This is a genomic window from Dyadobacter sp. SRI_021, assembly GCF_057586235.1.
Window position 1 is genome coordinate 60,352 of the sequence record NZ_JBYCZM010000008.1, and the last position, 14,031, is coordinate 74,382.

Consider the following 14,031-nt stretch of genomic DNA (forward strand, 5'->3'; position numbering starts at 1 on the left):
AAATTTCATTTATATTAAACTACTTTTAAAACTGATTTGAAGTAAAGGTATTATTAATGAAAACAGTTTTGCTGGTAGAGGACCATTCCATTGTGCGAATGGGCGTTAAAATGTTGATTGAAGATTTTTTACCCTCGGTAACGGTTATCGAGGCGGCTACTTTTAGTGAAACACTCAAACTTCTGCAATCAAGATTCTTTGATCTTGTGATCCTGGATATCAAAATTCCGGGCGGCGAAGCATTTAATATGATCGGGAAAATCCGCGACATTCAAAGCAAGGTGAAAATCCTGATATTTTCGTCGCAGGATGAAGAATTGTACGCCATTCACTACGTAAAGGCTGGTGCGAACGGTTATCTGCCCAAAGATACCTCCAACGAAGAACTGGAAAAAGCAATTACTTCGGTGCTCGCAGGCGGAACTTATATCAGTAATGTAATCCAGGACCAGCTCGTCAATAACACGCTCCTTGAACGCGAAAGCAAAGAAAGCCCGCTCGAAATCCTCTCGAATCGCGAGCTGGAAATCATGGACATGCTGCTCACGGGCAAGTGGACGAAAGACATTGCGATCGACCTTAATATCAAGCAGAGCACGGTTTCGACCTATAAAGCGAGGATCTTCGAAAAACTCGAAGTGACGAACATTCTGGAGTTGTTCAAGAAGGTTGAAATCTATAAGCGACGTAAGACGGGGTTCAACTGATGAATTGGTTAATTGAAGTTGTACTATAAAAGTGTAGAAGTGCTACTAAATGCTGTCGATATATTAGTAAACTACAATTAAAGTCGGGCTACTTACTATTTCATTTTGAATATTTACTTTTACTGATGAAACTGCAACGGGTATGTTGCAGGACTTAGACCTCTATCATAAAAAGTTGTTATTTTAGAATGGAAAGATCGGTAAACCTTTCAAAATCAGCTGAATTGCCGTTTCTGTGTGGTGTTGTCATTACCATTACCGCGGGTTCGCTACTCTGGAGCTCTCTTATTTATTGCATTTCCCTGCTTTTCTGATGGAAACCGGCTGGTGAACCGTATGTGATGTTAAATAAAGTTAAGGCTTCATTATCAGCTGGTTTTATTAACTTTTTTTAAGAGCGACGGTGTAGTGCCAGCGTGTCGTGTTGAATAGTTTTGGTCCTTCATCCAAAACACCTTCAAACATGATATCCTTCAAGAAATGGAACGATCTGGCGGGGTGGGCCGTGTTGGCCGTAAGCCTGATTACCTACGTCCTGACGATGGAGCGGACCGCCAGTTTCTGGGACTGCGGGGAGTTCATCGCGTGCGCATTCAAATTGCAGGTGCCACATCCGCCGGGCGCACCACTTTTCCTGCTTATCGGACGGTTATTTGCTTTGCTGGCCCTCGGCGATGTTATGAAAGTGGCCTATTGGGTTAATATGGTCTCCGTGCTGAGCAGCGCATTTACCATCTTTTTCCTCTTCAAAACCATTAGTTTGATTGCATGGAAACTGGTAGGAAAGAATCCAGAGAACGGCAGCAAAGCGGACGTATTACTCGTGACAGGCGCGGCAGTTGTGGGTTCGCTTGCGTATGCGTGGTCGGATTCGTTCTGGTTCTCGGCGGTGGAAGCCGAGGTTTATGGCTTGTCGTCGTTTTTTACCGCCATTGTGGCCTGGGCGGTGTTTAAATGGGAGTCGATCGGGGACCCCGCCACAGGAAATCGCTGGTTGATCCTGACCGCCTATCTGGTAGGCCTTTCTATCGGTGTTCATTTGCTGAACCTTGTGACCATACCGGCATTGGCATTGGTATATTATTTCAAAAAGTACCCGAAACCCGGCTTTCCGGGTGCGTCAATTGCTGTTCTGTCTGGTCTTTTAATTCTGGGTATTATCAATGTCGGCATCATTCCGGGGCTACCCGGGCTGGCTGGGAAATTCGAGATCTTCTTTGTCAACTCGCTGGGGCTGCCTTACAACACGGGCATTACATTTTTTACAACGCTCTTTCTGGGCGGGCTCGTTTGGGGGATACGGTATTCGCACCGTACCCAGCGTGCGTTACTGAACACCGGCCTGCTTTCGCTTGCGTTTATCCTCATAGGTTATGCTTCCTATTCGCTGGTACTGGTGCGATCGGGCTACAATACGCCTATTAATGAGAACAATCCCAGCGATCTCCTCCGGTTTGTGTATTATCTCAAAAGGGAACAGTACGAAAGCCGACCGTTACTATACGGACCTTCATTCGTTTCCAGGCCGGTCAGCCAAAAGCGTGGGGCGCCTGTTTATGCAAAAAAGGACGGTAAATATGTCTTGATCGACTATAAGCCCGAGTACGAATACGAGCCGGGCAGCAAAATGCTGTTGCCGAGGATGTATAGCTCCAACCCGGGACATCCGCAGCTGTATCAACAAATGACGGGTGTGGCTGAGGGACAGAAACCCACGATGCTGCACAACCTCTCATACCTGTTTTCGCACCAGCTCGGGCATATGTACTGGCGTTACTTCCTCTGGAATTTCGTCGGGCGCGAAAGCGATCTGGAGGGGGCAGGTATTTTAATGCCCTGGCAAGCCAGCCAATCGTTCCCAAAAAGCATCAGGCAGAACCGCGGGCATAACAACTTTCTTATGCTGCCGTTTTTACTGGGCATTGCGGGTATCGTATATATGTACTATTACCGGCGGAAGGATCTGCTGGTTCTGGGCTTTTTGTTCATTCTTACGGGGGTCGCGCTGGTGATTTACCTCAATTCACCGCCCAGCGAGCCTCGCGAGCGTGACTACATTTACGTGGGTTCGTTCTATGTTTTCTGCATGTGGATCGGCTTCGGCGTGATGGCAGCGGCAAAGTTGCTCGAAAAGGTCGTTCAGAAGCCGGTATTGCGTGCCGGAATCGCGGGGCTGGCCTGCTTTTTGGTACCGGCGATCATGGTGGCGCGAGGCTGGGACAACCACGACAGGGCCGACCGGTACCATTCGGTGGATTTTGCCCGTAACCTGCTCAATTCCTGCGCACCGAATGCGATCCTGTTCACCGGTGGGGATAACGACACTTTTCCGTTGTGGTACGTGCAGGAAGTGGAGGGATTCCGGACCGACGTGCGCGTATGTGTGCAGACGTTCCTGGGCGCGGACTGGTACATCGAACAATTGAAGCGGAAGATCAACCGATCCGATGCATTGCCGCTGTCGCTGGATTCGGGGAATTACCAGTTGGGCAAAAATGAATACCTGCCTTTTTACGAGATTCCATCTGTGAAAGAAGGCATTAACCTGAAAGAATACCTCGATCTGATCCGCCAGGATAACAAGGCGATCCAGGTACCGCTTACCAGCGGCGATATGACCTCGATCCTGCCATCGGCGACGCTGTTCCTGCCAGTGGATACGGAGGAAGTCATGAAGATGAATATCATCAAAAGCGACCTGACGCCTTATCTTAGTGACTCCATGAGCTGGAAAATCGGGGAAACCGACCTGCTGAAAGGTGATCTGGTAATGCTCGACATAATTTCGACCAACAACTGGAAACGGCCGGTGTATTTCTCGTCCACGATGGGGGCGTCCCACAATCTGGGTTTGCAGGAATACCTTCAACTAGAAGGTTATGCTTACCGCCTGCTGCCGGTGCGGGTCGCCGGCGCAACAGACGGCTACGTTAATTCCGACATCATGTACGACAACATGATGAACAAAATGCAATGGCGGGAAACGAACAACCCCCAGGTGTATTACGACGATACCTACCGCGGGGCGCCGGTGATTACGGCGAGGCTTTCGTTCCTGCGGTTAGCGCAGCAGCTTATCGCGGAAAACAGGATCGACAAGGCGCGCAAAGTCGTGGACAAGGGCATGGCCGTCATACACGACGATACCATTCCGTACGATCAGATTTCAGCGGGTTTCGTCGGGGCGCTATTCGATGTGGGTGAGAACGAAAAGGCACTGGATTCCGCGCGCGCGATGGCGATTCGTTCGGACGAAAACCTTTCGTGGATCAAGGAGAAGGATAACCGCGGCCGCGATGTGAATACCGATCTTTTTATCCTGCAAACAATCGTCCGCGAATGCAGGAGGGCAAAGCAGGACAAGGAGGCCGACCGCCTCGAGGCGATTTTCAAGAAGCACCTGATCGCGTTTAATATTTACGGAGGATGAATTTCTTTGGGCAAGGCCTGGTGTTCGAAGTGACCGCTTAGTAGAAACTTTACTGCCTCAATGTGAAGCGGTTATTAACTTTTTATATTTATATATTAATAAATTATAAAGTTAATCAACGTTCGTTTATGGCCTCAATTCTACACTCCCTCCGGATTTGCTGCACCGGTTGTTTAATGCTGATACTTTACGGTGTCACCAGCCTTGCCCAAACCTCTATCACGTCTAACTTGCCCATTGTGGTGATCAATACGAATGGTGCGGTTATCGAGAACGACAATAAGATTACTGCGTCATTCAAGATCACCGCACCGAACGGCAGCGGAATTCATTCGTACGACATTAACTCCGGCTCGAATGTGTTCCAGTTTGAAAGTAATATCGGCATTGAGATCCGCGGGAACACGTCTATTTTTTGGGATAAGAAATCTTACAGCGTCGAAATCAGGGACATCGGCGGCAACAGCGTAGACGCTTCGCTGCTGGGCATGCCGGCGGAGTCGGACTGGGTGTTGAATGCCTGCTATGGCGACAAGTCGTTCATCCGGGACGTGTTTGCACATGAAATGTACACGCGTACGGGCCGATATTCGCCAAGGACGCGTTATGTGGAGGTGTTCAAGAACGAAATCGGCGGTATGTCTTACCACGGAGTGTATATCCTGATGGAGAAGATCAAACGGAATTCCAACCGTATCAGCATTAAAAAGCTTTCGGAAACAGACACCGATCCTGCGAAAATCAATGGCGGTTACCTCTTGCAGGTTGCAGAGGATGAGGATATGAAATGGACGTCCGGTTTCGCGGGCAATAACGCGCCTGCGCAGCCGCATCCTATTTTCCATGTCGAATATCCCAAGCTGCACAATTATACCAATATTGCCAACCGGGATTTGCAGTTCAATTACATCAAAAACCATATTGACAATTTCGAGCAGATCCTGGCAGGCCCGAATTACAAGGATGCCGTATCCGGTTACCGTCCGCTACTCGATGAAGATGCGGCCATCGACTACCTGCTGTTGCAGGAAATTACGAAGAATTCCGACAACTGGCGGGCGAGTACGTTCCTGTACAAACAACGGGACGACGAGGGCGGTCAGATCGTCATGGGGGCTCCCTGGGATTTTGACAAGTCGATGGGGAACCAACAGTGGTGCTACGAGCTTTCGGTGCTTCCGACCGGCTCATGGGCGTGGGAGTTCAATATCTATTGCCCGGACCGTCCGCCGATGACTATTTTCTGGCCGGCGCGGCTGCTTACCGATTGTTATTTCAAGGGTAAGTTGATGGGGCGTTATCAGTACCTTCGGCAGACACAGTGGAGTGATGCGTCGATCTCAGCCTTCATCGACCAGAAACAGGCAGAATTGACGGCGCAGAATGCCATGCAACGCAATTTTTCGAAGTGGAATATCCTCGAAACGGCTGTGATGTTCAACGAGCATTATACACTACCCGGCAATACCTACGCCAAGGAGGTCCAATACTTGAAAACCTGGCTGCTCGACCATTTGGCCTGGATGGACGCCAACATTACCTCCATTTCAACGGAAGATTGTGCGGTACTTCCCGTGACGTTCAAAGAACTGGAATTGAAAGAGGTGGAGCAATCCGCAGTCCGCGTGAGCTGGGCCACTTCTGAGGAGGTACGGAACGATTATTTTGAAATCGAACGGAGCGCCGACGCACGTCATTTCAGAGCGCTGGGCAAGGTGAAAGGAAAAGGCGATACATCTGTCAAACAGCACTACGACTTCCTGGATACTGCTCCGCTTCCGGGTATTTCCTATTACCGGATCCGCCAGGTAGACACCGACGGTACGGTCAGTTTTTCGTCCATGAAGTCCATCACGAGAGCGGGGAACGAGGCTGCCATTGTATTTCCTAACCCGGCACGTGAGCGCGTCGTACTTAAAAACATTCAGCCAGGCGCGATTATCCTGATCCGGGACAATAGCGGACGAACTATAAAGCGCAGCACCGCAACCGGGAAGCAGATGGAAGTGGCGACGAACGCGTTGCCGCTCGGCAATTATGTGCTCACCGTCACTGGTCCTGACGGGAAAGTTGAGATACAAAAACACCTCACTGTGGACCGGTAAGCCGCACCCAAATCGTCGTCGGTGATTCGGGAATCAGGCAGTGACAAAGACAATACGAAAAGGTACTGGTTCATTTAAGAGACCGGTGCCTTTTCTGATTTCGGATACCTGGAAGAAATGCGGATACGGTCAATAACCTGATTTTGTATTTCATTCAAAAACATACTAATTGTCTTATGTTTCAGCCGCTACCAAACCGAACCTATGAACACGACCGATATCATCCCTCTCACTACCGATCCGGCCCCGGACTATTACGAAAAACAAGCTGCCGCACTGGCAGACGCCTGCCGGTCTGTCCATAAGGATTCGGTTAAATATGTTCGAAAATACCACCCTGAACCCGGGCGCCTTACGCAGCTGAACCGCCCGGATACCAATTTCAGTCTGGACGATGCCCGCGTCGTGATAGCCAGGGAGCACGGTTTTGTGGATTGGCCGGCATTTCTGCAGCACATGGCCGATCTGAAAGAGCCCGGATCGCAGGTTGCGAAATTCGAACAGGCGGTGGACGCTGTTGTGCAGGGCGATTTGCCGACGTTGAGATCCCTTTTGGAGGAAAATCCCGGCATCGTGCATGAGCGCTCGTCGCGCGGGCATAGGGCAACATTACTGCATTATATTGCCGCCAACGGGACCGAGAATTTCAGGCAGGTAACCCCGCATAATGGGCTCGAAGTTGCTGAAACGCTACTTGCAGCAGGCGCCGCGCCCGACGCTCTGGCGGATACTTATGATACCAAATGGGGTACGACACTGGAATTGCTGGTGTCGAGCGTGCATCCATCGCGGGCCGGTCTGCAAACGGCACTGGCGGAAAAACTGCTTGACTATGGTGCGGCGATCAATGGTGTCCGCGACGACTGCGGGCCGCTGGTCACGGCCATCTATTTTCATTATCCTCAATCGGCGGAGGTACTGGTAGAGAGAGGCGCCAGGGTCGATAACGTGGTGACTGCGGCCGCGATGGGGAAAACGGCCCAACTCGCAGGTTATCTCGGAGACGACGGTAAGCTGAAAGCCGACGCGCCGCTGGCGCGCGTAGAGTGGCTCAAAATTGCCCCGACGCCCGAGGCCAATCTGGCACTTGCATTTGTATGGGCTGCTATGCTCAACCGGGTGGAAACAGTCCGTTTCCTGCTCGAAAAGGGCATAAGCCCTGCTTCAAAAGACCACCGCGACTGGACTGCATTACATTGGGCCGGCTATTTCGGTTATCCCGAAGTGGTAGACCTGCTGCTCTCGCGTAAAGCCCCGCTCGAGGCGCGCAATGAATTCGGCGGCACTGTGCTTGATCAGACGCTTTGGGCCACTGCGCACGAGGGTGTGCGAGAACACCATCTCGAAGTAGTCCGAAGGCTTGTTGACGCCGGAGCCAAAATACACACCTGGTGGTTGTTGGCCGATTTACACCCGCCTTTACAGGAAAGCGTGGTGAAGATTTTGCAGGAGAAAGTGTTATAAAACGCGGAAAACCGTTGCTTGGTAATCCATCCCGGTTACTTGATCATCGGTAGCCTCTTCCCAATTGATTTGAGAAAAATATCCATTTAATTCGAAACACCATGGCCGGCGTACAGCCGGTCGCCCCTAGCCGGGCACCCCTAGCCGGGCACCCCTGGCCGGGCACCTACCTACTCCGTTCCTCCCGTGGCTTGCCGCGGGTCCATTTCGATCAGTTTTTTCAGGAACTTAAACAGGTATGCCTATGGACTTTTTTCGGATTAATGGTAGTGTATTGCGTTCCCGCTTTTTTGCGGTTTGCCTGGCCTGCCTGGCCATTGCGGGCACTTCATTCACACGCGCCCACGCACAGGGAGCACGCGAAGATCTTCTTTTGCCGGATACGCCGGATTACGCGAGTCTTTCTGAAAACGGTAAGCATTTATTTGACGGCCTGACCAACAACGGCCAGTACCACGGCGAAACGGTCATCGTGCGGATGCGGCCCATTGCCGAAGTATTGTCCAACAATCGCTTGCAAATCACGATTCCGGGCCGTGCCGAAGCGTATGACGTACACATCAAAACCATCGAGTACTCGGATGATCGTAATTACAAACTCTATGGAACGGTAGGGGAAAGTCTGCTGTCGGTGCTGCTCACCTCCCGCAATGGCATGAAGGGCGGGATCATCCAGGGGCCGGAGCGATCATACGAAATCTGCGACCTGGGCGAAGATGGCCAGCTTTTGCTGGGGCACGGGAACGATGCCGGGAAAGAGCGTTTCTGCGCCTCGGGAATTGGTTCGGCGATGCAGAAAACCCAGCCAGAGCCTGACTTTGACAAAACCGGAAGAAAGCCGGCTGATAATGCGAAGATTGAGCCGTGTACTAGTAGTATTAGAGTGCTGTTCTTGTACGGAAATAATGTGAACCCGGTTTCGGCGACTAACCATGCATATAATACCCTGGACATTTTCAATCAGACGGTAACGAATAGCGGGGTGGCAAATACTGCCTATGTACAAATGGCGGGGGTAGTGCAGACGACTTTTACAAAAAAGAGCCATTATATCAAAGAAGATGCACTTGCTTTGAGTAATACAGCGTCTGTTCAAAATCTATGCAATCAGAATAAGGCAGACCTTGTACTGTTGTTTTCCTGGGACGGTCATGATGCCGCGGGCGGAGTTCCGGACCCACCAATTTATAAGCATCCTAATAGCAGCCGGAGTTTCGCAATTGTAGATTTAAACTACCCCATTGTTCCGGTTGTTGGTGCGCATGAGCTAAGTCATTTGTTCGGATGTAACCATGAGAATGAAAACTTCGGAATACCATACGCACAAGGATATATATTCCTGGGTTTCAATACACTTGTAGCGAATGGAAATGCGCCGGGCAGTAAAATCTTCTATTATTCTAATCCGAACAAAATTTTTGCAGGTTCACCGATGGGCAATGCCACCCATAATAACGCGAAAGTGATGACCGATAAATCGCCGATCGTGAAGGCGTTTCGCCCTGAACCTAATGTTTTGAGCGGCGTGATTTCCGGACCGACCAGCGGATATGCATATCAGGTTTATACCTACGAGGCCATCGCCAAATGTGGTAGTCCCCCTTATTCGTACCAGTGGAAAGAGTCTTCGGATGGAATAAACTATTCAGGTAACGGCACCGGGGAATTTTACAATGTTGGACTGTACCATAACGGTAATCATCTGTTTTACCTGAAATTGAAGATCACATCCGCGGACGGGCAGATGATCGAGTATTGGATGCAGATATGGGTGGATGACGACCCTAATGGTGGATATCGAAAGGGACAGAAGGATGGCGATTCACTTCAAATTGAAGGCGGGGAAGCTGTTTTGCAGCCCAATCCGGCTTCCGGTCGTGTGGAACTCGTTTTCAGTGCTGAAAAGGCTATGGAGGTCGGAATTGGCCTGATAGACCTTAATGGACGGGTGCACATTCAAAGGCAGGTTTTTAAATGCTCCGCCGGTCGAAACGTGATTGCGTTTGATTTGGCAGGAAAGGGGCTGGCGCCGGGAACGTACATCCTAATCGCACGCGGTGGGAATCAGGTTATACGGAAAAAAATCATCTACCAGCCCGCATTAAAACCATGAAACGATACAGCCACATATTCATATTATTATTCTCGGGCCTGATGTCCTGCGATAAGCAGCCGCCCATGGATCCAAGAATGACAAACCAGCTTATCACTGGCGATATAAATGGCGTGCCTTTTAAGTCGGCCATCACGGTAGAAATGGGGGCCGTTGTAAAAAAGGATTGGTGCGACAAAATAGTGGTCGCAATGAGCTTGGTTAGAAAGATCAGCGAGAAGGAATATCAGATGGTAATACTGAATTATTTCCATGCTAAACAGGGGGAATTTGCACCTACCGACAGTGTTGTTTTACATCGGCAAAATTCAATGTGCTTTCAGGATTCAATCAATATCAGTTCATATTTCAAGTCCTTTCCAGGAAACGATATGAAAATGGACAGTTATCGCTTATTAGAAGGTCCGTGGAACCACTTTAAGATTTTGTACTACGACCCTGAGAAGAACGAGATCCAGGGGCAATTCGCGGCAAAATTTGTGCGGATTAATAAACACCAGCTGGCGAAAGAAGCGGTGGATACGATCACTTATACCAATGGCAAGTTCATCGTCTCGAACGTCTATGTACAGGAAGTTTTCACCGAGCCGCGGTAACCTATTTGTTTGAAAGTCAGCAGTCGCCTGTTTTGTTTGGGGCGACTGTTAATTCCATTTTTCAAAAACATTGTAAATCCAATTCGGCAGCAAGGTCTTAAATCGACAGCTGCACGTAAGTAACCCTATTAAACTATGAAACGATACAGCTATATAGTTATACTATTGCTTTCTGGCCTGCTGTCCTGTGAAAAACAACCACCTGTGAATCCACATATGGTAAATCAGGTGCTTATGGGTGAGGTAAATGGCGTACCGTTCAAATCCGGGATGACGGTTTGGAATGGAGCTATAGTGAGCGAGACTCTTTGCAAGAGTGATGTAATAGGTATGGGTTTGGTCAGAAAAATTGAGGAAGATGAATATCAGATTGTATATCTGAATTTTTTTCACGCCGAGCCGGGTGATTATACGCTGACTGATAGTGCGGTTAGCCACCGTAAAAATACCTTATGCACCTTGGATTCGATTAGTGCTCACTCGCGTTTTACTACCTTCCCCGGAAATGATGACTCCATGGATAGTTACCGGCTCCTCGAAGGTCCGTGGAACTACTTCAAAATTTTGTACTATGACCCTGAAAGGAACGAGATCCAGGGGCAATTTGCGGCAAAATTTGTGCGGATCAACAAACACCAGCGCGCGAAAGAAGCGATGGACACGATCGCCTACACCAATGGCAAGTTCATCGTCTCGAACATGTACGTGCAGGAAGTTTTCACGGAACCCCGGTAGCATCCAGTCGCCACAATAATCGCCGCGCGGGCGCTTCTGCGCGGCGGTTACTTATGTTCTCGAAATATCATAAATCAAATCCGACCGCAAAGCCTTAAACGGCAAGCCGGATAGAAACAGCCGCTGAAATCATGAAACAACACAGCTATATACTTATACTATTGCTTTTCGGCTTGTTGTCTTGCGATAAGCAGCCATCTATGGATCCAAGAAAGACAAACCAGCTTATCACTGGCGAAGTAAACGGCGTACCTTTTAAGTCGGCAATCACGGTAGAAATGGGCGCGTTTGTGAAAAAAGATTGGTGCGATAAAATCGTGGTAGCGATGAGCCTGGTCCGGAAAATCAGTGAAGACGAATATCAGACAATCATTTTGAATTATTTCCATGCCAAGCCGGGCAACTATGTGCCAACCGATTCTCTTGTCATCCATCAGAGAAATGCTGTATGCTCGTTGGATTCAATTAATATCAGTTCATACTTTAAGTTGTTTCCACAAGACGATATAACGACGGACAATTACCGGCTCCTCGAAGGTCCGTGGAATTACTTCAGAATTTTGTACTACGACCCGAAGAAGAACGAGATTCAGGGACAATTTGCCGCAAAATTTGTGCGGATCAACAAACACCAGCGCGCGAAAGAAGCGGTGGACACGATCGCCTACACCAATGGCAAGTTCATCGTCTCGAACATGTACGTGCAGGAAGTTTTCACGGAACCCCGGTAGCATCCAGTCGCCACAATAATCGCCGCGCGGGCGCTTCTGCGCGGCGGTTACTTATGCGCTCACAACATCATAATTCAAATCGTACTTGCTTAACGGCTATGCCTTTAAAAAATCGGCACCTGCCTTTGGTTTTACGGCATAGGGAAAATAATACTGGCATTACATTTAATTAATAATCAATTACTTAGTTTGCGATTGGAGGCTTTTGATAGGCTGTGTGGTAGGATATAAAGATAAATTTGAACTATCCTGCTAAAATGAGAACGACGTGCCCGGACCAGTGGGAGCCTTCATCCATAAATGATATATTGCCAGCACTTGTCTCAACGATTTTAATTTCCTACACATGCTAACATGCTCATTATCATCAATAAGGTCGGTGCTTATATACATGATCATCGCCGGTTTGGCCAGCACTTCTTTCGCTCAGGGGCCGAACGTTCTGAGTACTTATGAACTGGTTCAGGACGGTGTCAATAACAGTTATAAGCTACCCGTCCCCAAAGGGCCCACTTCGATCCCTCAGACCATGTCTTTCTTTTACAATAAAAACGGAAGCACCGACGAGGGGATTTATTTTCAGAAACTGAAATCGGAATTGTCGGTGACATTCAGTTTTGACGATCAGCCCTACATCAATGTGCCTCAGCATGTAACAGGCATGACCTTTGGCGCGGCCTCCGGCGCAAGTAGTACGCACGTACGCTCGGTGCCGGTGATCAATACCAACTATTATTATGCCGATACGGCCCGGAAGATCTTCACGGCGCATCCACAAGGACCGGTGGGGAAGGGGATCAATCTGTTTATGAACGCGGGACTGCAGGTATTTCTCTCAGCTAAGCCGCTGCTCGCTGCCAATGCACCTAAAACCGATACCAGCCGCTACTATTACGGAAAGCTGCGGTTACAGTTTAGCAAGCCGGTGACTGATCCCGTGATTTCGTTCATTGGCCTAGGGGCAACCACTAATTTCAGTGATAAACGCCTCGGTTTCGCCACGGAGCTTGAATTGCAAACGCCATCACTGACATTGACGAAGCTTTCCGGCAATGAGGAAATGCAGATCGACATGACGAAAACGAAAATATTGCACTCCAAAACACCGATAACCGGCAATTGTGACAATGGCGCTGCTTGTGGAAGTGTGCTCATTAAAGGTTCGCAGATCAGTACGCTGGTGTTCAACGTCTACCTGCGGCCTGATGGCGGCCCGGGCGCGTGGGGGACCGAAAAGGTAAGCAATTCGGGCGATATGTGGCACATCACAGTATCTCTGCCAGAACAGTAGCGTCTTTTTCTTCCGTTTTTCCCGAATGCATGATGCGCTGGCGGTGCATTTCCCCCCAATTGATCAGCGACTCGATTACCGGGGATAATGTATCGCTGTAAGGTGTCAGCTCGTACTCGATCGAAACCGGGAAGTCGGTATACACTTTTCGGGTGACGAATCCATTGATTTCCAGTTCTTTTAGTTCGTTGGAGAGGACCCTTGCCGATATGCCGCTAATAGCACGCTGAATTTCATTGAACCGTTTATGCCCTTCGGAAAGGGCGATGATGATCCGTAACCTCCATTTGCCCCCGATAACATACAATGCATCTCCTGCCGCATTGAGTTTGTTGTAGCATTGTGCCGGACTGGGTCTTTCGCCGTTGTGATGAGTGAATGCCATGTTGATTTCTTGCTAACTAAAAGGTTATTACTAACCTTTTGTATATTACTATCATTTGTATAGTAAAGGTAGCTAGTTTTGGCAAAAAATCAAAAGAGACATGAAAGCAAAGAAAATCGCTACCATCACCCTGACAGTCCTGGCATCGGCAATGCCGGTGTTGAGCGGAATAATGAAGCTAAGCCAAAGCCCCGAGATAGTTGAAACGCTCTCGAAAGTTGGGGTAGGGAAGTATCTCGTTCCCCTTGGCCTGATGGAAATCGGATTCACGGCACTTTTCATTTACCCGAAAACCATGAAAATCGGTTTCATCCTCCTGACCTGTTATTTCGCCGGCGCTCTCGCTACCGAACTTTCACACGGCACCGCATTCAATGCAGCCCTCCCGCTGGCTCTGATCTGGATCGCCGCCTTCCTGCGCGACTCGTCGATTTTTCTTCCTGGGAAGACGGGCGTTCAGGCAAACGCGTGACT

General features: G+C 49.2%; 11 protein-coding genes. 10 read left to right on the forward strand and 1 reads right to left on the reverse strand.

Annotated features, from left to right (window positions below):
* Positions 1–56 precede the first annotated feature (56 nt).
* The 9 genes from AC2YIT_RS23365 (at position 57) to AC2YIT_RS23405 (ending at position 13,172) form a co-directional block, all read left to right on the forward strand.
* Positions 57–707 (forward strand): response regulator, encoded by a 651-nt coding sequence (locus AC2YIT_RS23365; protein WP_487280762.1) that lies wholly within the window; start codon positions 57–59, stop codon positions 705–707.
* 463 nt (positions 708–1,170) lie between these two features.
* Positions 1,171–4,137, forward strand: coding sequence for a glycosyltransferase family 117 protein (locus AC2YIT_RS23370; protein WP_487280763.1), 2,967 nt, complete (start codon positions 1,171–1,173; stop codon positions 4,135–4,137).
* A 176-nt stretch (positions 4,138–4,313) separates the two neighbouring features.
* The gene (locus AC2YIT_RS23375; protein WP_487280764.1) at positions 4,314–6,242 is read left to right on the forward strand and encodes a CotH kinase family protein; all 1,929 of its coding nucleotides are present in this window, start codon (positions 4,314–4,316) and stop codon (positions 6,240–6,242) included.
* Positions 6,243–6,446: 204 nt separating this feature from the next.
* Positions 6,447–7,706, forward strand: a complete 1,260-nt coding sequence (locus AC2YIT_RS23380; protein ID WP_487280765.1) for an ankyrin repeat domain-containing protein — start codon at positions 6,447–6,449, stop codon at positions 7,704–7,706.
* A gap of 244 nt (positions 7,707–7,950) precedes the next feature.
* Positions 7,951–9,819, forward strand: coding sequence for a T9SS type A sorting domain-containing protein (locus AC2YIT_RS23385; protein WP_487280766.1), 1,869 nt, complete (start codon positions 7,951–7,953; stop codon positions 9,817–9,819).
* Between the two features lie 65 nt (positions 9,820–9,884).
* Complete coding sequence (locus tag AC2YIT_RS23390; RefSeq protein ID WP_487280767.1) at positions 9,885–10,415, forward strand: hypothetical protein; 531 nt, start codon at positions 9,885–9,887, stop codon at positions 10,413–10,415.
* A gap of 234 nt (positions 10,416–10,649) precedes the next feature.
* Entirely contained in the window at positions 10,650–11,150 is a 501-nt protein-coding gene (locus AC2YIT_RS23395; RefSeq protein WP_487280768.1) for a hypothetical protein, read from the forward strand.
* Positions 11,151–11,350: 200 nt separating this feature from the next.
* Positions 11,351–11,881, forward strand: coding sequence for a hypothetical protein (locus tag AC2YIT_RS23400; RefSeq protein WP_430843605.1), 531 nt, complete (start codon positions 11,351–11,353; stop codon positions 11,879–11,881).
* Between the two features lie 379 nt (positions 11,882–12,260).
* A complete protein-coding gene (locus tag AC2YIT_RS23405) occupies positions 12,261–13,172 on the forward strand; it encodes a hypothetical protein (protein ID WP_487280769.1) in 912 nt (303 codons plus the stop codon).
* Here the strand turns inward: AC2YIT_RS23405 and AC2YIT_RS23410 are convergent.
* Positions 13,147–13,557, reverse strand: coding sequence for a winged helix-turn-helix transcriptional regulator (locus AC2YIT_RS23410; RefSeq protein WP_430843607.1), 411 nt, complete (start codon positions 13,555–13,557; stop codon positions 13,147–13,149). The two genes, AC2YIT_RS23405 and AC2YIT_RS23410, sit on opposite strands and share 26 nt — an antisense overlap.
* A 100-nt stretch (positions 13,558–13,657) precedes the next feature.
* On the opposite strand from AC2YIT_RS23410, the gene AC2YIT_RS23415 reads away from it, so the two are divergent.
* Complete coding sequence (locus AC2YIT_RS23415) at positions 13,658–14,029, forward strand: DoxX family protein (protein ID WP_487280770.1); 372 nt, start codon at positions 13,658–13,660, stop codon at positions 14,027–14,029.
* Positions 14,030–14,031 lie beyond the last annotated feature (2 nt).